The sequence below is a fragment of the Vreelandella sp. L-25 genome (assembly GCF_056857535.1).
Genome location: NZ_JBSXNH010000068.1, coordinates 15,515 through 38,316 on the forward strand (window position 1 = coordinate 15,515; position 22,802 = coordinate 38,316).

Annotated in this window: 36 protein-coding genes; 15 read left to right on the forward strand and 21 right to left on the reverse strand. The window is 53.7% G+C overall.

Features of this window, described 5'->3' with window-relative positions:
- Window positions 1-3: 3 nt before the first annotated feature.
- Window positions 4-1,413, reverse strand: a complete 1,410-nt coding sequence (locus AC13CN_RS11000; protein WP_062373493.1) for a mannose-1-phosphate guanylyltransferase/mannose-6-phosphate isomerase — start codon at window positions 1,411-1,413, stop codon at window positions 4-6.
- A 68-nt stretch (window positions 1,414-1,481) separates the two neighbouring features.
- Between AC13CN_RS11000 and tnpB (AC13CN_RS11005) the strand changes: the two genes are divergently transcribed.
- From tnpB (AC13CN_RS11005) to AC13CN_RS11015, 3 genes are read left to right on the forward strand one after another with little or no spacing between them, the layout of a single operon-like run.
- Window positions 1,482-1,697: an IS66 family insertion sequence element accessory protein TnpB gene (gene tnpB / locus AC13CN_RS11005; RefSeq protein WP_128082402.1), complete on the forward strand. Its 216-nt coding sequence runs from the start codon at window positions 1,482-1,484 to the stop codon at window positions 1,695-1,697.
- A 56-nt stretch (window positions 1,698-1,753) separates the two neighbouring features.
- Window positions 1,754-2,005: a type II toxin-antitoxin system Phd/YefM family antitoxin gene (locus tag AC13CN_RS11010; RefSeq protein WP_044627927.1), complete on the forward strand. Its 252-nt coding sequence runs from the start codon at window positions 1,754-1,756 to the stop codon at window positions 2,003-2,005.
- Window positions 2,002-2,256, forward strand: coding sequence for a Txe/YoeB family addiction module toxin (locus AC13CN_RS11015; protein ID WP_044627928.1), 255 nt, complete (start codon window positions 2,002-2,004; stop codon window positions 2,254-2,256). Before AC13CN_RS11010 ends, AC13CN_RS11015 begins: the two co-directional genes overlap by 4 nt.
- Before the next feature lie 7 nt (window positions 2,257-2,263).
- Here the strand turns inward: AC13CN_RS11015 and AC13CN_RS11020 are convergent, their stop codons facing one another.
- Window positions 2,264-2,527: a Txe/YoeB family addiction module toxin gene (locus AC13CN_RS11020; RefSeq protein ID WP_289134705.1), complete on the reverse strand. Its 264-nt coding sequence runs from the start codon at window positions 2,525-2,527 to the stop codon at window positions 2,264-2,266.
- Complete coding sequence (locus AC13CN_RS11025; RefSeq protein WP_044627930.1) at window positions 2,524-2,766, reverse strand: type II toxin-antitoxin system Phd/YefM family antitoxin; 243 nt, start codon at window positions 2,764-2,766, stop codon at window positions 2,524-2,526. Before AC13CN_RS11025 ends, AC13CN_RS11020 begins: the two co-directional genes overlap by 4 nt.
- Before the next feature lie 205 nt (window positions 2,767-2,971).
- Between AC13CN_RS11025 and AC13CN_RS11030 the strand changes: the two genes are divergently transcribed.
- Both AC13CN_RS11030 and AC13CN_RS11035 read left to right on the forward strand, forming a co-directional pair.
- Window positions 2,972-3,208, forward strand: coding sequence for an addiction module protein (locus AC13CN_RS11030; RefSeq protein ID WP_054640924.1), 237 nt, complete (start codon window positions 2,972-2,974; stop codon window positions 3,206-3,208).
- A gap of 2 nt (window positions 3,209-3,210) precedes the next feature.
- The gene (locus AC13CN_RS11035) at window positions 3,211-3,525 is read left to right on the forward strand and encodes a type II toxin-antitoxin system RelE/ParE family toxin (RefSeq protein ID WP_044630801.1); all 315 of its coding nucleotides are present in this window, start codon (window positions 3,211-3,213) and stop codon (window positions 3,523-3,525) included.
- Window positions 3,526-3,610: 85 nt separating this feature from the next.
- Here AC13CN_RS11035 and AC13CN_RS11040 read toward each other — a convergent pair whose 3' ends face one another.
- The 11 genes from AC13CN_RS11040 to AC13CN_RS11090 form a co-directional block, all read right to left on the reverse strand.
- Entirely contained in the window at window positions 3,611-3,898 is a 288-nt protein-coding gene (locus AC13CN_RS11040) for a hypothetical protein (RefSeq protein WP_062359341.1), read from the reverse strand.
- Between the two features lie 131 nt (window positions 3,899-4,029).
- The gene (locus AC13CN_RS11045; protein WP_054640923.1) at window positions 4,030-4,332 is read right to left on the reverse strand and encodes a putative quinol monooxygenase; all 303 of its coding nucleotides are present in this window, start codon (window positions 4,330-4,332) and stop codon (window positions 4,030-4,032) included.
- A 133-nt stretch (window positions 4,333-4,465) separates the two neighbouring features.
- Complete coding sequence (locus tag AC13CN_RS11050; protein ID WP_062359342.1) at window positions 4,466-4,747, reverse strand: type II toxin-antitoxin system RelE/ParE family toxin; 282 nt, start codon at window positions 4,745-4,747, stop codon at window positions 4,466-4,468.
- Entirely contained in the window at window positions 4,744-5,016 is a 273-nt protein-coding gene (locus AC13CN_RS11055; protein ID WP_054640921.1) for a CopG family ribbon-helix-helix protein, read from the reverse strand. Before AC13CN_RS11055 ends, AC13CN_RS11050 begins: the two co-directional genes overlap by 4 nt.
- Window positions 5,017-5,171: 155 nt before the next feature.
- Entirely contained in the window at window positions 5,172-5,453 is a 282-nt protein-coding gene (locus AC13CN_RS11060) for a BrnA antitoxin family protein (protein ID WP_371827822.1), read from the reverse strand.
- Window positions 5,374-5,667, reverse strand: coding sequence for a BrnT family toxin (locus tag AC13CN_RS11065; RefSeq protein WP_074210915.1), 294 nt, complete (start codon window positions 5,665-5,667; stop codon window positions 5,374-5,376). Before AC13CN_RS11065 ends, AC13CN_RS11060 begins: the two co-directional genes overlap by 80 nt.
- Before the next feature lie 175 nt (window positions 5,668-5,842).
- On the reverse strand, window positions 5,843-7,174 hold the full coding sequence (locus tag AC13CN_RS11070) for a hypothetical protein (RefSeq protein WP_483053149.1): 1,332 nt from the start codon (window positions 7,172-7,174) through the stop codon (window positions 5,843-5,845).
- A gap of 35 nt (window positions 7,175-7,209) precedes the next feature.
- Window positions 7,210-8,100 carry a hypothetical protein gene (locus tag AC13CN_RS11075; protein WP_483053150.1) on the reverse strand — a complete coding sequence of 297 codons (891 nt, stop codon included), beginning with the start codon at window positions 8,098-8,100 and terminating at the stop codon, window positions 7,210-7,212.
- Window positions 8,093-8,830: a J domain-containing protein gene (locus tag AC13CN_RS11080; protein WP_483053151.1), complete on the reverse strand. Its 738-nt coding sequence runs from the start codon at window positions 8,828-8,830 to the stop codon at window positions 8,093-8,095. The genes AC13CN_RS11075 and AC13CN_RS11080 overlap by 8 nt, the downstream gene beginning before the upstream one ends.
- Before the next feature lie 88 nt (window positions 8,831-8,918).
- Window positions 8,919-9,212 (reverse strand): type II toxin-antitoxin system RelE/ParE family toxin, encoded by a 294-nt coding sequence (locus AC13CN_RS11085; RefSeq protein ID WP_348296185.1) that lies wholly within the window; start codon window positions 9,210-9,212, stop codon window positions 8,919-8,921.
- Entirely contained in the window at window positions 9,209-9,433 is a 225-nt protein-coding gene (locus AC13CN_RS11090; RefSeq protein WP_348296184.1) for an addiction module protein, read from the reverse strand. Before AC13CN_RS11090 ends, AC13CN_RS11085 begins: the two co-directional genes overlap by 4 nt.
- Before the next feature lie 325 nt (window positions 9,434-9,758).
- Here AC13CN_RS11090 and AC13CN_RS11095 point away from each other — a divergent pair, with 325 nt between their 5' ends.
- On the forward strand, window positions 9,759-10,778 hold the full coding sequence (locus AC13CN_RS11095) for an IS30 family transposase (protein ID WP_375664550.1): 1,020 nt from the start codon (window positions 9,759-9,761) through the stop codon (window positions 10,776-10,778).
- On the opposite strand, the gene AC13CN_RS11100 is transcribed toward AC13CN_RS11095, so the two are convergent.
- The 5 genes from AC13CN_RS11100 to AC13CN_RS11120 form a co-directional block, all read right to left on the reverse strand.
- Window positions 10,741-11,082 carry a hypothetical protein gene (locus tag AC13CN_RS11100; protein ID WP_483053152.1) on the reverse strand — a complete coding sequence of 114 codons (342 nt, stop codon included), beginning with the start codon at window positions 11,080-11,082 and terminating at the stop codon, window positions 10,741-10,743. The two genes, AC13CN_RS11095 and AC13CN_RS11100, sit on opposite strands and share 38 nt — an antisense overlap.
- A 128-nt stretch (window positions 11,083-11,210) precedes the next feature.
- Window positions 11,211-12,026, reverse strand: coding sequence for an anti-sigma factor family protein (locus AC13CN_RS11105; RefSeq protein WP_483053153.1), 816 nt, complete (start codon window positions 12,024-12,026; stop codon window positions 11,211-11,213).
- Window positions 12,019-12,603, reverse strand: coding sequence for an RNA polymerase sigma factor (locus tag AC13CN_RS11110; RefSeq protein ID WP_127400882.1), 585 nt, complete (start codon window positions 12,601-12,603; stop codon window positions 12,019-12,021). Before AC13CN_RS11110 ends, AC13CN_RS11105 begins: the two co-directional genes overlap by 8 nt.
- A 73-nt stretch (window positions 12,604-12,676) precedes the next feature.
- Window positions 12,677-14,131 carry a cytochrome D1 domain-containing protein gene (locus AC13CN_RS11115; protein ID WP_185906433.1) on the reverse strand — a complete coding sequence of 485 codons (1,455 nt, stop codon included), beginning with the start codon at window positions 14,129-14,131 and terminating at the stop codon, window positions 12,677-12,679.
- A 227-nt stretch (window positions 14,132-14,358) separates the two neighbouring features.
- Entirely contained in the window at window positions 14,359-15,033 is a 675-nt protein-coding gene (locus tag AC13CN_RS11120) for a MerR family transcriptional regulator (RefSeq protein WP_278593430.1), read from the reverse strand.
- Window positions 15,034-15,196: 163 nt separating this feature from the next.
- Between AC13CN_RS11120 and merT the strand changes: the two genes are divergently transcribed.
- The 9 genes from merT (at window position 15,197) to merR (ending at window position 20,553) form a co-directional block, all read left to right on the forward strand.
- Window positions 15,197-15,559, forward strand: a complete 363-nt coding sequence (gene merT / locus AC13CN_RS11125) for a mercuric ion transporter MerT (protein ID WP_278367309.1) — start codon at window positions 15,197-15,199, stop codon at window positions 15,557-15,559.
- Between the two features lie 13 nt (window positions 15,560-15,572).
- Complete coding sequence (merP, locus tag AC13CN_RS11130; protein ID WP_278367311.1) at window positions 15,573-15,869, forward strand: mercury resistance system periplasmic binding protein MerP; 297 nt, start codon at window positions 15,573-15,575, stop codon at window positions 15,867-15,869.
- Window positions 15,870-15,923: 54 nt separating this feature from the next.
- The gene (locus AC13CN_RS11135) at window positions 15,924-17,003 is read left to right on the forward strand and encodes a mercury(II) reductase (RefSeq protein ID WP_288075909.1); all 1,080 of its coding nucleotides are present in this window, start codon (window positions 15,924-15,926) and stop codon (window positions 17,001-17,003) included.
- Window positions 17,004-17,084: 81 nt separating this feature from the next.
- The gene (gene tnpA, locus AC13CN_RS11140) at window positions 17,085-17,372 is read left to right on the forward strand and encodes an IS66 family insertion sequence element accessory protein TnpA (RefSeq protein WP_016915086.1); all 288 of its coding nucleotides are present in this window, start codon (window positions 17,085-17,087) and stop codon (window positions 17,370-17,372) included.
- A complete protein-coding gene (gene tnpB / locus AC13CN_RS11145) occupies window positions 17,369-17,713 on the forward strand; it encodes an IS66 family insertion sequence element accessory protein TnpB (protein WP_016915087.1) in 345 nt (114 codons plus the stop codon). Before tnpA ends, tnpB (AC13CN_RS11145) begins: the two co-directional genes overlap by 4 nt.
- Window positions 17,714-17,741: 28 nt before the next feature.
- Window positions 17,742-19,397, forward strand: a complete 1,656-nt coding sequence (gene tnpC / locus AC13CN_RS11150) for an IS66 family transposase (protein ID WP_232903284.1) — start codon at window positions 17,742-17,744, stop codon at window positions 19,395-19,397.
- On the forward strand, window positions 19,387-19,656 hold the full coding sequence (locus AC13CN_RS11155) for a hypothetical protein (protein WP_054641827.1): 270 nt from the start codon (window positions 19,387-19,389) through the stop codon (window positions 19,654-19,656). The genes tnpC and AC13CN_RS11155 overlap by 11 nt, the downstream gene beginning before the upstream one ends.
- 32 nt (window positions 19,657-19,688) lie before the next feature.
- On the forward strand, window positions 19,689-20,021 hold the full coding sequence (locus AC13CN_RS11160; RefSeq protein WP_483053154.1) for a hypothetical protein: 333 nt from the start codon (window positions 19,689-19,691) through the stop codon (window positions 20,019-20,021).
- A 97-nt stretch (window positions 20,022-20,118) separates the two neighbouring features.
- On the forward strand, window positions 20,119-20,553 hold the full coding sequence (gene merR, locus AC13CN_RS11165; protein ID WP_348321903.1) for an Hg(II)-responsive transcriptional regulator: 435 nt from the start codon (window positions 20,119-20,121) through the stop codon (window positions 20,551-20,553).
- A gap of 151 nt (window positions 20,554-20,704) precedes the next feature.
- Here the strand turns inward: merR and AC13CN_RS11170 are convergent, their stop codons facing one another.
- Window positions 20,705-21,301 carry a hypothetical protein gene (locus AC13CN_RS11170; protein WP_483053155.1) on the reverse strand — a complete coding sequence of 199 codons (597 nt, stop codon included), beginning with the start codon at window positions 21,299-21,301 and terminating at the stop codon, window positions 20,705-20,707.
- Window positions 21,302-21,592: 291 nt separating this feature from the next.
- A complete protein-coding gene (locus AC13CN_RS11175) occupies window positions 21,593-22,642 on the reverse strand; it encodes a COG3904 family protein (RefSeq protein WP_483053156.1) in 1,050 nt (349 codons plus the stop codon).
- Between the last annotated feature and the right edge of the window lie 160 nt (window positions 22,643-22,802).

The following is a 22,802-nucleotide window of genomic DNA, read 5'->3' on the forward strand; positions in this document are numbered from 1 at the left end:
CAATTACTCATCGCTGTGGCGAGCGTACACGTCATCCAACCGCTCGATATCATCCTCGCCCAGGTAACTGCCGGACTGTACCTCGATCAGCTCCAGTGGGATTTTGCCCGGGTTCTCCAAACGGTGCAGTGCGCCAATGGGAATGTAAGTGGACTGGTTCTCGCTGACCAAAAACGTGCGTTCATCCAGCGTCACCTTAGCCGTGCCGCTGACCACCACCCAGTGCTCCGCGCGGTGGTGGTGGCGCTGTAGCGAAAGCCGCGCCCCAGGGCGCACGGTAATATGCTTCACTTGGTAGCGCTCGCCGCTGTTCATGGCTTGAAAGCTGCCCCAAGGGCGGTGTACCTGCGGCGAGGTATGCGGCTCGCTGCGCCCAGCCTGGGTCAGCGCCGCGACAAGCTGCTTAACGCCCTGCGCCTTGTCGCGATGGGCCACCAGTACACTGTCCGAGGTTTCCACCACGATCAGGTCTTCAACGCCAAGTGTGGCCACCAATCGGTGGTTCGCTACCACTAACGAGCGCTGAGTATCGCTCAACACCCCATCCCCGGTGACCACATTGCCCGCTGTATCAGGCGTATGGGTCGCCATCAGCGCATCGAAGCTGCCTATATCGCCCCATTGGGCATCCAAAGGCACCACGGCAGCCTGGGAGCAGTGCTCCATGACCGCGTAATCGATCGATTCGCTGGGGCAGCGCTGGAACGCCTGCTCGTCCAAGCGCAGAAAATCCAAATCACGGTGGGCGCGGGCTACGGCTTCTTGGCAGGCGGCCAGCATGTCTGGCTGAAGCCGTTCAAGTTCCGCCAAATAGCGGGAGGCACGCAGCAAGAACATACCGCTATTCCAAAGCGTATCGCCCTGCTCAAGCAATGCTTTGGCGCGCTCTAGCGCGGGTTTTTCGATGAACGCCTCCAGATGGTGCCCTGCCCCCAGCGCATTGCCACAGGCAATGTAGCCGTAGCCGGTTTCTGGGTGCGTCGGCACCACGCCAAAGGTGACCAAATAGCCCTGCTCCGCGAGCGGTTCAGCACGCTGCACGCTATCGGTAAACGCTAGCGCATCGCCTATCACGTGGTCTGCAGGTAATACCAGCAGCAGCGGGTCTTCGCCCGTTTGCCTTGCCAGCAGTGCCGCGCAGGCAATCGCCGGGGCGGTATTGCGCCCTGCTGGCTCTAGTACGATCTGGCCCTTTTGCTGAACTTCGCGAAGTTGCTCGGCCATTAAGAACCGGTGCGAGTGGTGGCCTATCAGCATCGGCGGTAGCGTCGTCAAGCCCTCAAGGCGGGTGAGCGTTTGCTGAAGCAGGCTCTGCTCGCCGGTTAAGTGCAAAAACTGTTTGGGCATCTGCTCGCGGGAGAGCGGCCAAAGCCGGGTGCCGCTGCCACCGCTCAGAATAACCGGTTGAATCATGGCGTCGTCCTTGGTGATGGTGCTGAAGGGCCAAAGTCTTGCTGCAGCCAGTGGCGCAGCTGGCTCATATGCAGCGCATCCTGCGGGCGAGCCAGTATTTCGCCTTTGTCAATCGGCGCAAGACTCAGATGAAGATGCTGTATTTTACCGCCACCGGTTATTGCCTGTGGGCCAAGCGCTTGGAGCAGGGGCACTTCCGGGTGCCGTTATCCGCCTCCCGGATCACGCGCCGGTTTGGAGCCGCAAAGCGGCGAAAAATCGGTCGCTGTGCAGCCGATTGTTAAATCTTTCTGTGTACAGTATCCTGACCAGGGTCAACATCCTGTACAGGAGCAACCTTATGGATGCCATTAGCTACACAGCCGCTAGAACCAATCTAGCAAAAACCATGGAGCAGGTCTGTGAAGACCATTCCCCTGTGATCATCACCCGGAACAAGTCGCAGTCCGTGGTAATGATCTCCCTAGAGGACTACGAGGCGCTGCAAGAGACTGCATACCTTCTGCGCGCACCAAAAAACGCACGGCGTTTGCTGGAATCCGTTGCCGAGCTGGAGCAAGGCGGTGGTCAAGAAAAGGAACTTCTTGAATGAAACTCATCTTCTCCGAGAACGCCTGGGAAGACTATCTGTACTGGCAGAAAACCGACAAAAAGATACTTAACCGAATCAACAAACTGATCAAAGAGACCAAACGAGAACCGTTCGAAGGTGTTGGCAAACCAGAGCCCCTCAAACACAGCCTCGCCGGGTACTGGTCTCGCCGGATCAACGAAGAACACCGAATAGCTTACAAAGTCACGGATGACGCTTTGCTTATCGCCCAGCTCCGGTATCACCACTGATTATGCATTAATCGTAGTGGCTCCAGAGTCTGAGGACTTTCACCACTTGCTCGTCCTCCAGTACTTGGTAGACCAGGCGATGCTGAATATTAATGCGGCGCGAATAGGCCCCCGCAAGATCACCAATTAGCTTCTCAAACGGAGGCGGCTTGTGATAAGGATCTTCCGCTATTAACGCTAACAGTTCCTGGGCTTTTGGTTTGAGGCCGCTGGAGGCCAACTTTTTTGCATCTTTCTGGGCTTGCTTGGTGTAAACCAACTTCCATGTCACCAGTCCAGCTCCTCATCACATTCCTCGACCGGGGTATCCATCCCCTCACGAATAGACTCCCGCATACCTGGCACGGAGAGCAGGTAAAGTGTTTCCTGAATGGCAGACCAGTCCTCTTCGGATACCAGAACAGCTTTATTCCGCTTACCCATAATGACGATTGGTTGGTGGGACTCGGCGGTCTCGTCAATCAACCGATAAAGGTTGCTGCGCGCCTCAGTTGCTGTGATTCCGGCCATGACGCACCTCTTGCGTGTTTAACTTTTCACCAAAGTGTACGCCTCTAGGTACGTACGTCAAGACGAGCGCCCTGGCTAACGCCAGCCAGCATGCGCGGCTACGGAATGTAGGCGAAGCCGGAATGTAGTAGCCGTCGCCGTGCCTGGTCTTGTTAGGGCCTTTGAATAGGGATAGCATAATCGTATCGTCATTTGCGGAGGCTCCATGGCTACCGAAACATTAGACCACCTACGCTCCCAGATTTCGACTCTCTCCGAGTCGGAACGTGCAGCGTTGGCTCGGGAGCTCATAATGAGTCTGGACGGCCCCCGTGACGACTCGGTAGAACAGGCGTGGAACGATGAAATTGTTCGCCGTGTGTCCAATGTCAAAAGCGGAAAAGCCACGCTGCTCAGCCGTGAAGAATTTCGATCAAAGATGAGAGCGAGGTTGGGCCAGTAACAGTGCGAAAGGTAAGGATACTGGAAGAGGCCTCGCAGGAAGCGATAGAGGCAGCAGCATGGTATGAATATGAGCAGCCTGGACTCGGAGCCGAGTTTTTCGCTGCTGTTGATGCAGCTATCGACGTTATTGAAGAAGACTTCCTCCCTTTATCACCTCTCCCCAAAGAAGCCGGCGATACCGGTGCAAGACGCCTGATTCTGGAGCGCTTCCCATACGATATAGTCGCCATTGAACTGCCAGAAGAGGCTATAGTCATTGCGGTTGCTCACCATTCCCGAAAACCTGGCTATTGGCTGGGACGCAGTAAGCCCTAACGCTGAGGTAACCGGCGCCGGAGCGCAACGGAGGGAACCAAAAGCGGCACGCTTTTGGGGTCCGGTTGACCGCTTGGTTAACTGATTAATCTGCCCGAATTATCGCCGTAACTGCTGACTCTGGAACCTTTATCTTGCCTCCATAGGACCAGCCTTGGTATTCCCATCTGGGATCTGGGCCAATACCCACTAGTTCACCGCTAACGAGATCGGGGGCGCATTCTTCGACAAGGATATAGAAGTCTATGGAATCTCCCGCCCGAATCGTCACGGTGTCATTTGGTCTCGGCGGCCCCTGGTTCAATTTCGCATCGTTGCCGACAAACATTCGGCCGAATTTAGGCGGAAGCGGATTTTCAAACTCCTTGTACATGGCATATTCCTTTTGACAGTTAACACCTGAGTTAAGCCGGACCGCGCACGCGGCCGAGGCGGGTGCAACGATACCACGGCACCAAGCCGAGGCCGCGAAGCGGTCTCGGCTTGAACGAATTGTTAGGCTTGCTAGCCAGGTAGCTTTGCCGCAAGTACATCAACGTTTTCTATGGACGGGGGCTCGGAGAACAACTCACCTGCCTTTTCCATCAACGCGGCTGCGACCTTGCCGGAGAGATGGGCCTGCCGACCCGCTTCATCCGGGAAAGCATCAAAGATTCCGAAAGTGCTTGGTCCAAGGCGAATGCCAAACCACGCAGTGGTGTCAGGCTCCTCATTGACGATGGGAAGGCCACTCACAAGGAAGTTCTCAACCTCTTTCTCTTTTCCGGGTTTCGCTTCAAGGCGAACGAACAAGGCTACTTTGACCATGGCATGTCTCCGGTTGTTAAAACGACATCACGATGCGCGATGTTCTCTTGCAAGTCTAACGCGAAGCTTTGCGGCAGGTTTGGAACCGCGCAGCGGTGGAAAAACTGTCCGACAACAGCGGCTGATTAAATTGCTATCGTTCACCTTCCAGCTCGTGCCATACCCTTAGAATAATGATGGCGCTCACATGTACGGAATAGCGAACAACGTATTTGCCAAAGACCATGTCGCGGATGGAATCCGGTACCGGTGCCATTTCAACCGGTGTTCCCATTCTGGGGAAGCCTGGTAGTAATTCGATTTTGCTAACCAGTTCTGTGGCTATCCTGCCTGCCGCAGAGGGGTTGTGAACGGCGATAAACTCCCTTAGGCGCTTCAAGTCTTCAACGGCTTCGTCGGTGTAAACCAGTTTCACTTACCTGACCTCGGCGCATCTTGCTCGTTTTCGGTTCCCCAGCTATTAAGCCAACTGTGGACCTCGCTGGCATCAACAACCTTGCCTTGGGCAGCAGACTCCATTGCCTCTAACGTTTGTTTCCACCGCTCTTGCTCAAGCTGCTGCTTTTCTATGTATTCCGACAATGCCTGGTTAATTACCCAGCCTTTGCTACGGTGTAGCCTGCTGGCGATTGCTTCCAGATGCTGTTCAACTTCTGCTTGAAGGCGAACTGTGGTGACGCTCATGACTATGCCCCTCATACCTAGTGACTACAACGTATTACAGCATAGTCTGCGAGGTTAGGCAAAAAATTTTACGCCCGGCTCTGCGGCAGGGCAAAGTGGAGGCCGTTTTTTGGCCGGAGCTTTGGCCTGTCCGCCAGAAGCCGCTTGTTAACAGTTCACTTCCACTCAATTTTCAGATCTTTGTGTGACTGAGCGCAATCACGTAGGTAGAGGTTGATAAGACTCTGATAAGGTAGGTCTTTTTGCTCAGCAAGATTCTTAAAGTACGCAACGGTATCTTCATCCAGCCGGATCGTAACCTGCTTCTTGAGCTTCTTGGCGTATGGACTCTTGACGGATTCGGAAAAATCGTAATGATCACGCATGTCTGTACCCTTCATAAGTATTTCGTTCTCGCCTATTTGCCTTACGGGCGGAGATAATTCGAATAACCTCACCGTCCCTAACGCAGTGGCACACCACCAGTAAGCGAGAATGAATGCTTGTACCGAGGAGAATGAACCGGTCCTCCTCTTCAGAATGGTCTGGGTCAGCTATGAGACGTGCGAACTCATCCGTAAAGGCAGTTTTGGCCTCCTGGAACGAGACGTCATGCTTCTTGCGATTAGCGGCATCCTTGCGAGGATCCCAGTCAAAGGAATAATGGCTCATAACTACATTGTAGTTACATAATAATTATTGTCAAGGCACCAGCCTAGATACTGTTAACGGTTCATGATAACCGGCGGCGACGAACGGCCCGAACACCACCGCAATTTGGTTTTGCTTTTCAATTTAGCACAGACGTATTTTCCGTCCGGTTGATTAGTTTGTTATGTGCCTGTTCTTATTGGTTCGCTATTTTTAGTAGAGTTTCTTTTCCTGTTCCAAACTTACAGATTGCTTCGCAATTTTCTTTCAGGACTGAAAATTTAATATAGTGAATTTTAGTTCCGTTGGATTTAATTGATGGCCTGCTTAACTGTAGCAACAGCTCTTTTTCTCTATTGTCAGGTATTATTAAAAATAAAGAGGAAGGGTTTTCTGGAAACGAGTGATATAGGTCAGTCAGCCTGAGTATTCCCGAATAGATTGAGGTACTTTTTTCAACTTCAAAAGCGCAAACAATATTCTTTGTATTATTTTCAAACCAAATTACATCGATTAATGCAATTGTATTTTTTGTTTCTTTTTCTACATTAATTTCAGGGAAACAAGGGAGGCACAAGGATGAAAAGTTTTTTCCTTGAAAATTTCTAGAACGATCATTAGAAGCACTAATTACTTGATACCCTAAAGCTTTTCCGATCTTCAATAAATGGTATTGCATTTCAGTATGCAAGTTTTCTTGCTCTCTTTCACTGGTTACTTCTTTGTGCCTTTTTTTGAGAAGGTTTTCAATCTTTGCTTTTTCTTTTTCCGAAAGACTTCCTTCGTCGCCAACCATTATTTTTTTTACACCAATGTCAAACAGCAAGCCTGAAATTGCACCTAAATCTTTTGACAGTGATTTTTTATGCTTATTGTTTTTTTGTAAAATGACCTCACGCATACGAAGGTATTCAGTCCAGGAACCAAGTTTAACTTTTTCTTTGAATAAATGATTAAAACCATTGACTATTGCTGTATTAAATGGAGGGATTATTTCAGGATGAAGGAAATATAAAATGTTTGCCACTGCCGGACCAAGACCCTTTATTTTCTTCTCATCTAGGTTGATTATTTCCTTTAGGATTTGCTCTTCATTTTTGGCTGCGAAGCAATTTTCAAGAAATTGACCAAAAGACATTTTATTTTCTTCATTTTCATAAATGTCTGGAATTCTTAACTTTGGTTTCCAGTAAAAAGCATGCGATGCTCCAATGAAAACTTGTTTTTGTTCTGTGATACAGTTTAAAACAAACTCTAACGATGAACCTTTGTAGTCATTCCCAAATTCCTTATTTTTAATATCATTGATTACACTTTGAACACCACGGCGTATTGAACGAAAGGCTTTTAGTCTTTCGTCATTATTAATAAACCACGTATTGAATACGGATTCATTGTCAGACCGGTACTTGTCAATTAAGTCGTTTAAGTCACTATTCATATTTTCCTCATTTTTGGCACATAACGCCGTGTATGAGGGGCGTTTTTGGAGTGCAGCGCGAAGCGCGTAGCGGAAAAAACGTCCCACTCCATGCACTTGTTAGGGCTCAACCTGTACACGGGCTAAAATTGTCCCGGTGACAATCGGCTTGTACTGAGGTTGCCATCGCGCACTTGATACAAAGTGACGGTGTAGCCACTGACCCTATAGCCATCGTTGTAGAACCTAAAATTGGAATCAGCTTTGCTGTATCCAGTTGAAGGCCCAAAATAATGCTTGCATCCATACCATGTTTGGCCTGCCGCGTACTTTAAACGGTATGTTCCCAAAGGAACTTCTATTTCTATTGTTGAACCGCCGCGAATAAATACGTCCAGTATGTTACTTCCGCTAGAAACATCTTCGAGCTTAACCAAATAGTTGGAGCCTGCGCTTGTTTTTATTTCTAGCGGGGCGACGCCTGCCCGAGATGTATATCGACGGATGGTACCCGATTGCGGGAGCTGAAGCGCTGGCTCATTAAAAGCCGGCTGCGAAGGGGGCGAATAGCTGCTGCGGGGCGCGTTGGACGAGCGAGAACTATCATCCCAAATGGATATTATCCAGATTACGCCCGCTATCGACCCAAAGACAGCAGCGAGCCGAAAGATTCCTGCAATGAAATCTTTAATTGAATTTACAAAGCCATCACCTTTGGATTTTTTATTTAAGCGCTTGATCTTAGCGACGAGATCATCATATAAAGAGAGGCCGTGAGTTGGCTCAACGCGAAAATCATCGGATTCAGGGCTCCCCCAGTTGTTTCCGTGGCTTAATCCAAGGTGAGCGCGAAGAATTCCGATATCGCATAGGGTTCTATGAACTCGATCATAGTTCCGACGCCTCGACGGATTGAGCAGCACCTCGGAACCATCAGTTTTGATGGTTGAGTTAGTGCACCTCGCTATTGCAGCTTTTATTTCCTGCTCCGAGGCCGAAGGCTCAATACCAAGGCGTTTATACAAATTACGCATACTTCACCAAGTGTTTGTAAGCCTCGTTGATCCGTTGAAAGGTTGTTGTAGCTGCGGCTACCGACTCCTCTCCTAGCGACGAGAATCTGTCTGGATGGTGAATCTGCGCTAAGCGTCTAAATGCTTTTCGTATTTCCTCTCTACTGGCCCCTGGCTCCAATCCTAGAACCGCATACGCTTGGGCAGATTTACTCGAATGAGGGGTTGATCTGGCCCTTTCTTCTCGGCTTGATTTTTGATCAGATTTTGCTTTGGATTCTTCTCTGCTTCTCCAGTAGCCTGATGAGCTTATATCCGATGGGTCTGGTATTCCTTGGCCTGTTACTTCTTCAAATAAAGAATTCAATCCAACGCTGTCAACCGCTAGTAAATCTGCCAGAAGTCTGAGAATGTAATTTTCCGTTGGCAGCAAGTAGCCATCTGCGATTGACATTCCAATCGCCATTTCCAAAAACAGCCTAGCCTTGTCACCCCGAAAATGCCTAGCAACGATTTCACATGCGAGTTGAATCGCTTTTATGTCGGGGTTTTTAACTAAGCGTAGTAGTGGCTCGACCTCGTGACCGTGCTTCGAGGCAACAGATATTTCGGATAATTGCTTCGCCTCTCTTTCGTCTACGGAACCATCGCTGGCAGCAATCCAAGCTAACACAAGCAGAACAGCTGTTCCGAGTTCATTCTGGCTGCGAATTACGATGAGCTCGAACTCGGAAAAGTTTTGTTTTACCACGCAATGCCTCCTTAAACCCTAACGCCCGGCTCACGCGCCGGTTTGGAGCCGCGGAGCGGCGGAAAATCGGTCGCTGTGCAGCCGATTGTTAAAGCCTACCCAGCCAGTACTGCGGACGCCGGCGGTCATGGGCAACAGCCAGAACCTGAAAACCATCAGGGCTCTCACGGTAAACGATAGATAAGGGAAATCTGTGAAGGGGCACTCTGCGAATATCTGGCGGCAACTCAACTTGCCAGGCTTTTGGTGACTCGCTAACTAAATTGGCCAGGGCCTCAAATTCTTCTATAAAGGCACCACCCAATCCCGGAACTTTTGATTCGTAATAACCAACTGACTCCAAGAACTCGGCTTCCGCTGCCGGGTGAAAAGAATAGTTCATTTGATCAGTGCTCTAGCCTTCCTCATGACCTCATCGCCAGACACAGCCTGAACTGTGCCATTGTCGAGCTCTTCGCCCCTGCGCCGGGCCTCAAGCAACCAATCGGATCTGAGCTCTTCTTCTGACGGAGACTCCAGACTCAATACCAATCGCTGGATCAATTGCGCTCGCTCCTCTATAGGGAGGTGGAGCGCCTCGTCTTCAATTTTTTGGAGATTCATAGAAGAAACCTCTCGTTCACGTATCACCCAATTTTGACACGGATGGGTATCAGGTGCCACGACTCGGCTTTTCAGCTTTAACGCTTGCAGTTGCGGCGGGTACGGAGCGCAGCGTAGTACACGTCCGACAACCTGCACTTGTTAGGATTTGTAACTCAAGTTTTTGAATACGATTCCGCTTTGAATTCTTTCATATTCGATTTCTATATTTAGATCGACTACCTCTAATTATTTTTTTAATATCATTATTTTGCCTCTTTTTTAATCTATTCACCGCGCGCTCAATAACCAAGTGCAACACTCGCTAATCGAGTAACGTGTTGCCATGCCAAATCACTATCATCACCTCAGCACCACTGACCGTGTCACGCTCATGTTCCTGAAGCGTCAGGGCTTTAGCCTCCGGGCCATCGCTCGTGAGTTGAAACGCTCCCCCAGCACCTTGAGTCGAGAGCTACAACGGCGCACAGTCGACGACCGGTCCTATGACGCCGAAGCGGCAGGATGTATGGCGCGCTCGGCGCGTGCTCGTTGTCGGCCGCGACGCAAGTTAGTCGAAGGAACGGACCTGTATGCTGTGGTTCTCGACATGTTGCGAAACCGGTGGTCTCCCCAGCAAATCAGCGGCACACTGAAACTTATGTTTCCGGACCATCCCGAGTATCAGGTCTCCCACGAGACCGTGTACAAGACGATCTATGCCACGCCTCACGGCGAACTGCGCAAGGAACTAATCACTTGCCTGCGTCAGGGCCATACCAAGCGCCGTCCCCGTACGGGTGGCGCAGACCGTCGTCAGCAAATCCCGGACCTGGTCAGCATCCATCTGCGCCCGCCTGAAGTCGATGAGCGGATCCTGCCCGGGCACTGGGAAGGCGACCTGATCAAGGGTGCGTTCAACCGTTCAGCCGTCGGGACACTGGTCGAGCGGGTGAGCGGCCTAGTGTTCCTGGCCAAGATGGACGGTTCCACCGCGACCGCTGCGGTTCACGGCTTCAGCGCGGCTCTCAATCGGGTACCGCTGGAAATGCGCCAGACGTTCACCTACGATCAGGGCCGCGAGTTGGTGCGTCATGCCGAAATCACTCAGAAGACCGGTACCGCGATCTACTTCGCTGACCCGCACAGCCCCTGGCAGCGCGCTATCAACGAGAACACCAACGGACTCTTGCGCCAGTACATGCCCAAGGGGACGGATCTGTCCGTGTTCAGTCAGGACGAGCTGGACGCCATCGCCTTCCAGCTCAATACCCGGCCTCGAAAGCGACTGGGCTTCAAAGCGCCGCTGGAGGTCTTTATGGATCTGCTTAAGCGAACCCAGGATGCGCCATCAGGCGTTCATTAACCGCGTGTTGCACTTGGAGCTGGAGACCGCCCAGTTTGTCACTGTTCGTCACCACACCACTGCCAATGGCGCCGCGCTCGGTTTCGATGGTGTTGGCGCTGTGCACGATCACGTCATTGGCGTTTTTCCAGCGCACGTAATCGGGCAGCGTTTTGGGTTCCTCCGACCTGGCAAGGGGGCTCAGCCCCAGTAGGCTGACGGAGGCCATGGCGCCGGCAGAGCCCAGCAGCAGGCGCCGGCGACTTATCGGTAAAGAACTTTCGGGTGTACGTTGGGACGTTGAAGACGCATCGAAAACAGACATGGTTTTCCCTCGTTGATGTTTGCTCAGAACACTTGCAGACGGTGGTCATCGGTGCCATGAATTCGTGACAAACCTGATTTTGATTCAGTGTAGTAGGTCATGGTCAAACAATCACCATTGACAGCGTGTCAGGAGGCCCCCGTCGTGGATTCGCTCACCGCCGGCATATTCCCGGCTGGCGCAACCACCAGCAGTCCCGAGTCCTCCATGGGTAACCCGAGCACCTCCAACTGATCGGCCCGGGTACGAAAGTCGCCGGCTCGGGCCACCGCCTGTCGCACATCCGGATTCCGGAAGAACACGCGCTCCGAGATACGATACTGGATGACTAGGCTGTTGTCCTGGCGTATGGCGTACGCCTGGGCAGGCTCGCCCCCCACTCGGGTCATCCAGGTTGCCAGCACCCGGCTGTTTGCCCACGGCAATGGCGGAGATACTTCCGAGCTGCCGGCCTGGATAGGCAGTTCCTCAAGGGCGACACGCTGATAATCGTTCAGCACGTCACTAACCATAGGAATCCTGTTGATATTATCCGGCGTCACGCTGGGCATCAGCAGTACCGCTGCCAGTACCAGGGCAACGGCCCAACCGCCACTGCCAATTACAACCGACGGGCGAAGGCTGCTCAGCCAGCGTTTCAGATTCGTCATGCGGCGACGACCGGATGGGCGCTTGCCACCAGCGGGGGCGTTTGCAAGGGCGATATCGAGCCGCCCGTCAAAATCGGCGGACAGTCCCGGAGTGGGTATCATCTGCAGTCGTTCGGAAAGAATCCGCTGACGTTCGACATCGTGTTGGCAGGTCTTGCATCCAGCAAGATGGGCCTCGACCAGGGCGGTGTGATGCTCATCCAACTCACCATCCGCATAGCCCGCCAGCCAATCCTGGATTTCGGCGTGCAGGTCGGACCATTCGTGGGTGTTTGTGTTTTTGAGATCACTCATGAGGATTCACCGATGTGTATTTTGTGTGGCTGGTAGCCAGGGCGCTCGGGTTTGCCTTGATCAGTCGCTTAGCGAGCAGGCGCCGCGCGCGTGACAGGCGACTCATGACCGTCCCCGGTGCCAGATCCAAAATTTGTGCGATGTCCTGATAGCTCAGCTCCTCAAAGTCCCGCAACAGAATGACCTGCCGAAAGCTGTCCGGCAGGGCGTGAACCGCAGCCATGACCTGCGCATCGCTCTGGTTTTTCAGGACCTGATCGAAGGGGCCCGGGGCACTGCAGGGATACCCATTCAACACCGCGTCACCGGTGGTCAGCACCGGAGCCAGTTGCTGCCGGCGCCCATCCCGCCGATAGTCATCGGCGACCACCCGGTTGAGAATCCTTAGCAGCCAGGCGTAGGCCGCCACGTGATCGTCCAGTTGGTCAAAGTCCCGCCAGGCCCGGAGCAAGGTCTCCTGGGTCCAGTCCTCCGCCATTTCCTGTGAGGGGGCCTGGCGTTGCGCAACACCGTACAGGCGGTAGCGCCAGGGCCGTACCAGGGTGTCGAATTGCTGCCTGCTTCCAGTGCTGCGCATGGGGCTGCCCGCTACCTATTTATGGTTACTTTACTGGAGGGCGTCACCGGATCGCCTTTTATTCCCGACTTTTTTATGGATTGCCCGGTACTGCGAGCCAGAAGGGGAACTGGCCTCCAACTGGCTCCCGGCGGACCACCTCGAGGGACTGGGTATCAATAACGGCAATGTGGTTATCCGCTGTGACCGACGCGTAAATGAACTGGCCATCGCGGCTTGCCCGAACGCCGTGGGGGCCAACGCCCACGTCGACATTTTTGACAATTTTAAGGCTCTCGGAGTCGATTATAGTGACCACGGACGCAGAAATCGCACCGGTTGCGACGTATTGCTCGCCAGGCACCACGTCGATGCCGCCATGGCCACTACCCACTTTAAAAGTTTTCAGCATGGTTTCGCTAGCCAGGTCCAGTACCCCCACGTTGCCGGTAAAGTCGCGCAGCCATAGCCGTTGACCGTTGGCGCTGATGTCAATGTTGTGAGGCGTCTTGAGACCCGGAGTGGGGATCTGACGCTGTTTTTCCAGAGCCCGCATATCCACTACCGCCAGCGCGCCTTCGCCCTGCAGCGTGACGTAGGCGAGTGTGCCGTCGGCGCTGTAAACGAGGTTGTGGGGTACCTTGCCCACTGGAATTTTCCTGACCAGTTCAAGGGTATTCATATCGATCACCGCAACGTCGCCCTGGGTCGGCGCCACGGCGAGGCCGTAACGGCCATCCGGTGAGATTTTTACGCCCTGGGCCACCTCACCGATCGGCACGCTGGCCATCACCTCACCGCTGGCGGTATTCAAAACGTAGACATTGCCGGTTTTGAAGCCGGACACCATCAGCCGGGAACCATCAGGACTCAGGGCATCGTAGTGAGCGCCCGCGACGCCGGGCCAGGCCTGTTTTGAGGGTAGGACTTTCACGATGCCGCTGTTCTGGACCGCCACATACAGAGGGTCGCGAATGGACTTTTCCAGGCTTAGTTCGGGCGCCGACCGCACGGGAGTGGCTTTGTTCCGCGACTGCTCAGGCGATTGGCCCAGCAGGGTCTGCCGCAGCTGGTAAACATCCTTGCCGGACAGGTCCTTACCCGCAATCGCTTCGATGTCTTCAGGAGTGTAGGGCTGAAACTCACCAGCAATCCGCTTTTCATTGCCGAACGCCGTCAGCACGTAATTCAGGACATCCGCCATTTGCTGGCTAGTGAGCGCACCGCCCCAGGCCGGCATGTTGCCGTTGTAGCTTGTGCCGTCGACTTTGATGGGGCCGGTCAGGCCGTACTGCAGCACATGCCCCAGATAGCGGCGGCCACCGATACCGTCAGTGGCATTGTACATTTGAGCGGTGTGGTTTTTTTGCGGGGGAAACGACCCCGGTATGCCTTGACCCTGAGCCTGATGGCAGGCAGCGCACTGCTGGTTGTACACCTCGCTGCCGCGCTCAAAGCGGGTGTTTTCCGCCGCGCTCACGGGCACACTGACACTGAGCAGGGTTGCGGCGACGAATGATGTGATGGCATGGGGGATCGGTGGACGCATATTACAAACTCCAAAGGCTAAAAGAAGTTCGGCCGGACTCATGTGCTGGCAAGACCTCTTGCCAACAAAGCACCGGTCGAAAACGATCTCTGAAGCCAAAGGCGTCACCGGGCCGGGATTTATTCCCGAAACTTTCGGCCCGGCCCCTACCCGCAGACCAAGGCTCAACGAAGGCCAGTAACCCGAGGCCGGCGGCCAGAGGCAAGGCCGCCGAGAATTCCAAGGGGTTATTCTGTCGTGTTCATGATGTTTGCGGAGTACCCCGCACCACGCACAGCCTCCGCAAGTTGTTCGTCCGAAATCCTTGATTCGTCAACTGCCACCCGGGCTTCACCGCTTTCATGGGAGACGGAACACCCCTTGACGCCGGTTTGCTGTTCGAGAACATGACGAACAATTTCCTCGCACCCACCGCAGTGCATGCCGCCGATTGAAAGCCTGATTGTCTGCATGTCTGTCTCCTCACTTATGATCGGCCCGCCTGTAGGCCCCGCATTCTGCTCCAGGGCGTCAAATATGGAACAACACTGCAACGGCCCCTGTCCGGGACAACAGTCCACAAGTGCCGCCAGCCCCTGGCGGATTCGCCGTAACTGGTCAATTTTCTGGTCTACGTCGTGCAGCTTTGCCATCGCCCGCTGGCGTACATCACTTGCGTCTGCCTGGTTGCTTTCGGCATCACGCAACGCGAGCAGCTCAGCGATCTCACGCAGTGAGAAGCCCAGCTCTTGCGCTCGACGAATAAAATGCAGTCGCTTTACCGTGGTGTCCGAGTAAATACGATAGCCACCTTCCCTGGGACGTGGTGGCTGCTCGATGAGCTTGCGGCGTTCGTAAAAACGAATCGTCTCGACACCGACACCCACCACGTCAGCCACTTTGCCAATGGTCATGTCAGTCATGGCGGAATCCTCACCTCACCAACTCTCAGCTCACATTAGTGCCCGTACCACGGTACGGGGTCAAGAGTGCTGAGCATTCTATAAGAGTGAAGAGCTTGACTCCGTAGCCGGCTACGGAAGTATTTTGGAGGTAATCAGCAGAGCCGTGAAAGGAACCGTCGTAATGTCAGAGTTGAAAGCAGAGCCCAAATCCGGTCGCGGGTCGTTAATCGCAGGCGGGGTCGCAGCAGTGCTCGCATCGGCCTGCTGTCTTGGCCCCCTGGTTCTGATCACCCTTGGTGTTTCCGGTGCCTGGATCGGTAACCTTGCCGCTCTGGAGCCCTACCGGCCGTGGTTCATTGGTGCTGCTCTGGTGGCGATGGTCTTTGCCTGGCGTCGGATATACCGGCCTGCACAGGATTGCGATCCGGGCGAGGTCTGCGCAGTACCGCAAGTGCGCACCGCTTACAAGATCACCTTCTGGATCGTCGCGCTGTTCGTACTGATCGCGTTGGCATTCCCTTTCGTCTTACCGCTATTTTACTGAGAGGCCATACACCATGAGAAAGTCCCTGATCACTGCCGTACTGTTTGCGCTGTTCAGCCTGCCTGCCTTGGCGGCGCAAAAGACGGTGACCTTGTCGGTTCCCGGAATGACCTGTTCGGCCTGCCCGATCACCGTCAAAGCCGCTCTCAAGATGGTTGATGGGGTGAGTTCTGTCCAGGTCCGCTATGAGGAGCGTGATGCGACGGTTATTTTCGACGATGAGAAAACCTCCGTTGAAGCATTAACTCAGGCCACCACCAACGCGGGCTATCCATCCACGCTCAAACAGACCCTGGAAAAACAGGAGTAGCCATCAAAAACCAAGACTTTGTTGCAATAGCACATTCGTTCAGGAGTGGTGTTTATGAGTGATAACGATCTGCACATTGCCGTGATTGGCAGTGGCGGCAGTGCCATGGCCGCCGCTTTGAAATCGGCGGAACGCGGAGCCTGGGTAACGCTGATCGAGCGTGGCACCATCGGTGGCACCTGCGTTAATGTCGGCTGTGTACCTTCGAAAATCATGATCCGCGCCGCTCACGTGGCCCATCTGCGCCGCACCAGCCCGTTCGACGAGGGCATTGCGGCGGTCGAGCCTTCTATTGACCGGCCCCGGTTGCTCGCCCAGCAACAGGCCCGGGTCGATGAGCTTCGTCACGCGAAGTATGAGGGGATTCTCGAAGACAATCCGGCCATTACGGTCTTGCGGGGTGAGGCTCGGTTTATCGATGCCAATACATTGCAGGTTACCGGAGCTGACGGCACGGAAAGCGAAGTATGCTTTGACAGAGCGTTCATTGGTACCGGCGCGCGGCCAACCATTCCTCCGGTTCCGGGCCTATCCGATACGCCGTACTGGACGTCCACCACGGCACTGGCCAGCGACACCATTCCAGATCGACTGACTGTCATCGGGGCGTCCGTCGTGGCAGTGGAGCTGGCACAGGCGTTTGCCCGGCTGGGCAGCGAGGTGACCATCCTGGCGCGTAGCCGGCTGGTTTCCCGTGAAGACCCGGCTGTTGGCGAGGCCATTGAAACCGCGTTCCAGGCCGAGGGTGTCAAGGTTCTGAATAACACGCAGGCGAGCCAGATCAGCTATACCAATGAGGAGTTCGTTCTCGCCACGAATGCGGGGGAGCTGCGGGCCGATCGGCTGCTGGTGGCCGTGGGACGTACACCGAACACAGACAGGCTGAACCTGGAGGCTATCGGCGTCGAGACTGCCCGCAGGGCGATTTTAGTCGATGACTGTCTGCGTACCACCGTGCCCGACATCTATGCTGCTGGGGACTGCACCGACCAGCCGCAGTTTGTCTATGTGGCGGCCGCGGGCGGCAGTCGGGCAGCGGTCAATATGACCGGTGGTGATGCGCGGCTCGATCTCAGCGCCATGCCCGAAGTGGTCTTTACCGATCCGCAGATTGCGACCGTCGGTTTGTCGTAAGCGTTCATTCCACGACGTTCTGCCACCCTGCTGAAAATCGCCCTACAGTAACCTCACACTTTCCAACACGAGGTTACCCCTATGAGAAAGCACCGCACACCCGAACAGTGGCAGGCTCTGGTCAATCAGCAGCGTGACAGTGGTCTGTCAGCTTCGAAGTTCTGCAAACAAGAGAACATCGGCTACGCCAGTTTCTGTAACTGGCGCAAGCGCCTGTCCGATCAGGCGGCCGGTGACTCAGCGGATTCCGGCGAAGCCGGTTTTCTGGACCTGTCCTCTCTGATGGGTGCAGCGCAGTCCGGCCCAGGCTGGAACATTGTGCTGAGCCTGGGCAACGGCGTCGAACTGCGGCTGAGCCAGAACGGATGATCGGGCTCGATAGCCAGGCGCGCATCTGGCTGTGCACCGAGCCTACCGACATGCGCAAATCGTTCCGGGGCCTGAGCGCCCTGGTCCGGAATCAGTTAAAGCACGATCCGCTCAGCGGCCAGTATTTCGTCTTCGTTAATCGCCGCAAGACCCAGATGAAGATGCTGTATTTTACCGCCACCGGCTATTGCCTCTGGGCCAAGCGCCTGGAGCAGGGGCAGTTCCGGGTGCCGTTATCCGCCTCCGGTCAGCGAGCCCTGACCCTGACGGATCTGCAACTACTGATCGATGGCATCGAGGTGCAGAAATACCGCCAATTCAAGCGTTTTCGAGGGGTATAGAAGACGGACTTCCGGTATAATATCGGCCATGAATTCAACGGCTTCCGACCCCCAACCCAATGCACCTTCCTACTCGGCCCTGGCCGAGGAAAATGCGTTGCAGCGCGAGCAGTTGGAGGCCCAGGCGGAATCCATTCGGCAGTTGAAACACCAGTTAGACTGGTTCAAGAAGCAGCTGTTTGGCCCCAAATCCGAGAAGCAGGTTTATGATATTCCAGAACAGGATAGCCTGTTCACCCCCGGTGAAGCACCGCTGCCGGAGAAGCCTGCCGAGGAAGAGAGGCGCACCATTAAGGCCTATCAGCGCGGCACCGGCAAGAAGCAGCGGGACGACGATTGTCTGAACGACACTGGCCTGCGCTTTACGGCGGATGTGCCGGTGGAAGTGATCGAGCAACTGCCGCCGGAGCTGACCGGGCCGGACGCCGACCAATACGACATCATCGGCACCAAAACCACCTACCGTCTGGCCCAGCGGGCCTCCAGCTATGTGGTGCTCAAATGCGAACGCCCGGTGTTCCGTCGTAAGGGCACGGATCAAAAACCTGTGACAACACCAGCCCCGTTCAACGTGCTGGACAACAGCCTGGCCGATGTCAGCCTGCTGGCCGGGTTGCTGGTGGACAAGTTCCAGTTCCACCTGCCGCTGTATCGCCAGCACCAGCGCATTCAACAAGCGGGTATTACCCTCAGCCGCAGCACCCTGACGAACCTGGTGAAGCGGGCCATCGACCTGCTTCGGCCCATTGTGGACGCCCAGACCGACAACGTGCTGCGCAGCCGGGTGCTGGCCATGGACGAAACACCCATCAAAGCGGGCCACCAGGGCCGGGCAGGCCCGCAGAAAGGCAAGATGAAAACAGGCTGGTTCTGGCCCCTATACGGTGATGACGACGAAGTGGTGTTTACCTACTCGAACAGTCGGGGCCGACTGCACATCGAGCAGGTTCTGAACGACCAATTCAGTGGCACTCTGATCAGCGATGGTTATGCCGCATATGCCCGCTATGCCGCGGCCCAGAAAGGCATTACTCATGCTCAATGCTGGGTGCATAGTCGCCGTTGCTTCGTTGAGGCCCAAAAGGATCATCCTGAGAAGGCCACCGAAGCCCTGCAACAGATCGCGAAGCTGTACCAGATTGAAGATACCATTAAGGAAAAGGAGCTCACCGGCGAGAAGAAGCGCCAATACCGGCTGGACCATGCGAAGCCGGTCGTCAGCGGCTTCTTCCAATGGTGCCGGGATCAGTTGGGGCAAGGCGGCCTGTTACCCAGTGAACCGTTAACCAAAGCCCTGAATTACGTGCTCGGCCGGGAAACGAGCCTGACGGTGTTCCTGGAAGATCCGGACGTACAACCCGATACCAATCACCTGGAACGGGCCCTACGGCCCATCCCCATGGGCAAGAAAAACTGGATGTTCTGCTGGACCGAACTAGGCGCGGAACACTTGGGCATCATCCAGAGCCTGATCAGCACCTGCAAGCTGCACGATATTACCCCCTACACCTACCTGGTGGACGTGCTGCAACGCATCAGCCAGCATCCGGCCAGTGACGTCAGCGACCTGACGCCTCGTCTCTGGAAAACTCGGTTCGCCGAGAACCCGTTGCGGGCGCTGATCGACCCACGCCACCCTGATCGACAGAGCAAACAGCCGGAGGCCACCGTTCATGCGCATTGAGGACATGAGCATCGACCAGTTGCTGGAATTGAATCAATACGTCTGCCGGCGCATCGACGAACTGAGGGATCAGGAAAATCTGCAGGCACTGAGTCAGTTGCGGGTGGGCCTGAAAGTAACCTTCGAGGGCCGGGAAGGCCCGGTGCTGGGGATCGTCACCAAGATCAACCGCAAGAGTGTGATTGTTCTGGCCGAGGACGGCCCCAAACAGTACAAGGTCTCGCCGGAGTTATTAAGGCCTCTGCGTGACGTGAAGTAGGTCAACTACGTCGTGGAATGAACGCTTACGGTTTGTCTGAAGCCGACGCTGAGGCAAGAGGCTTCGTCACTGACAGCCGCACCCTGACCCTCGACAACGTGCCAAGGGCACTGGTCAACTTTGATACCGGGGGCTTCATCAAAATGGTCGCGGAACGTGAAAGCGGGCGGTTACTGGGTGTGCAATCCGTGGCGGGTGAGGCCGGCGAACTGATCCAGACTGCGGTGATGGCGCTACGTGCGCGCATGACCGTCAACGAGATTGCCGATGAGCTGTTCCCGTACCTGACGATGGTAGAAGGTTTGAAGCTGTGCGCTCAAACCTTTACCAAGGATGTTAAACAATTATCCTGCTGTGCGGGATAAGGCAAGGCAACCCATGGATAGCATGGGAAAATGCTCTATTAGTGACCTTGTTTGATGAAGTAAACTGATGCCGTAGTCAACTACGGAGTAAGCCCGCATGGTGAATAAAGTAAATCCACTGACCATCGGTGGGCTGGCCAAGGCGACCGGTGTCCATGTCGAGACCATTCGCTATTACCAGCGGCGGGGCCTGTTATCGGAACCCCAGCGTCCTCCCGGTGGGATCAGGCGCTATGGTTCTGCCGATATCGATCGATTGACGTTCGTGAAATCGGCGCAGAACCTGGGCTTCAGTCTCGATGAGATTATCGACCTGCTTCGGCTGGAAGATGGTGCCCACTGCCAGGAAGCCAGTGTCCTGGCCGAGCACAAACTGCAGTCTGTGCGTGGAAAGATCAAAAAGCTGGTGAGGATTGAGAGTGTTCTGAGCGATATGGTCGCTCGATGTCATGAGCAAAAAGGGGACATCGCGTGCCCTCTCATTGCGTCATTGCACACCGGAATCAGCAAAGTCCCAGTGGCAGATCTCTAACCATATGATTTTATTGCTGGCATGGTACCCCCGGCAGGACTCATATAGTTCCTTAAGATGCTGATATAAATGATTTAAAAAACTAGTTACAAGAAATATCCCCCTAAAAATACCCCCAATTCAAGAAAGCTGTTGCAGAAGGGCCCTGACGTCAGGAGCGTCCCTTTCTCGCATCTATTATAGCTGCATAAATTGTAGCCAGTTTAACGGCCACCAACACTTTCTGAGTTCTATGGAACTCAATGAAAATACCGATCAGCTTACCCTGGCAACAGCTGTTATCACGAATGCTATTGAGATCCAGCCCCTTAATTGAAAACAGACCGCCTCCGCTAACTCCTACCGGCGACCAAGAGTTGACTCTTGGGAAATCCGTTACCACATCTGAAACAAAGGTGCATCCACGAATTTCTATTGATGTTAGATTTTTTGTAACTATAGATAATAAAAAATTAAAATCATACAGCTTTTTCATATGAGCAATGCAACCTGAGCTTATATTTTTTGATTGCTCATTTTTTCCGACATAAAAGGAAACTTCTTTATCATCCAAACTCCCAATTATACGAATAATCCCCCTGTCAAAATCTTTAACGGTATCAATTATAAACGGCTGCCACTCTTCAATTTGCCAGTCAAATTCTATCGATTCCAGATTAAGAGCATTAAGCTTCAGAGGTGAATGATCGCGATTATTATCTGTACAAGGGTGCTTTGGCCAAGGCGGCCCTAAGTTATCGAAAAACACCCTCCCGCCACTCGGGGCCTGGTAAAAGAAAACAACCTCACCACAAACAGGGCAACGAGCATTTGGTGTAACGAAGCTTTTATATTTGCCAGTGATTATGGGTACGTCAGGGAATAAATATGGCGGATATGGAGATCTACTTTTACCTGAGTGCCCTGTTCCGCCCCATCCACAAGTACAGTTGAGGGGGTGGTTCCATGCGTTACACATATGAACCCTCCAAGATCCTAACGCCTGAGTTAAGCCGCGCCGCGAAGCGGCGTCGGCTTGAATGAATTGTTAGGCCACAGCTTATCCTTGTAAGCAGTTTTGGATGAAATAGCCCATCTTTTCTTTCGCTGGTCGTAGATCTATCATTGCACCCCACCTCATAGGACCTCCACTCTCCGTCCAAATACCGAGGCGGTTGGAGTTGAGCAAGTTTAATAGATCGATATTACTTGGCATGCGGTTCAGCCAAAGAACACTGTCAACCGCACTTGATCCGGAACTTCCGCGTGCCACTAATATTTCACCGGCGTCTATCTCCAAATAATTTCTTACTAGACCGGCTCGCTTTTCTCTAGATAATTCCGGGGTAGTAACAATTCCCGCCGATAAAGTAATTCGGCCATTTGAACACCCAAACAAGACTCTAGTTGTTACTTCGCTGTGGCTCTGCTCCAATCTCAGATATGGGCTTTCCCCAAGCATTTTTATCTCAGATACGGTGGGGTCTGATCCGTTATTTGAAAGCCCAAGCGACGTAGCTTGCTCTGGCGTTAGCCAGAACATGGAGTCGCCGCGAGCAGTACTTGCTGCTACAAAAGCTTGTGGGTCTACCCCCATAGACTGAAGGTAGTCAACGAGAATTGAACTAACAATCTGGATATCTCCCATATCAGCTTGATTCGTGCCAGAGGAATAGAACTGATGTATCCCGAGCTTCTCGTTCTTTCCGTAATAGAACCGGTATACCCCCCCTGCAAATGAGTAGGCACAAGAGCTTGCGCACATGCCTTGGAAAAGACGCCGACCATCGGGGCCATAAGCGCCTATGCCAGTATTAAAGCCATTGGATCGAATTGCTCTCCCTAACTCCATTCCAGCAGATAACGACCCGCCGGGAGAGTCAAACAGGACAATTGCATCGTTGATTGCATTGTCTATTACGAATTTTTGAAATCTTTCAGTGGCGCCTACATCGATCTCGCCGGAAGCAAATATTTCGTACTGCCCTCCATTTATAGCAATACGAAATCTGTTCGCAGGAGTGTCTGGGGCAATCTTGAACTGCAATGATTCATCTGCGGCAAACGCAGGACTTATCATTGCAAAAGCGATAATTAGTGATTTAAACACTTGGTGCCCCCCTGGGGCCTAACGCCCGGCTTTGCGGCGTGCCGGAGCGCAGCGTAGGCGCGTCCGACAACAGCCGCTTGTTAACCCCGTAGCTCGATGCCTTCTCGAATGACCTCGGGATGACGGGAAGCAATCTCAATGAGCGCTTTTGCTGGACCAG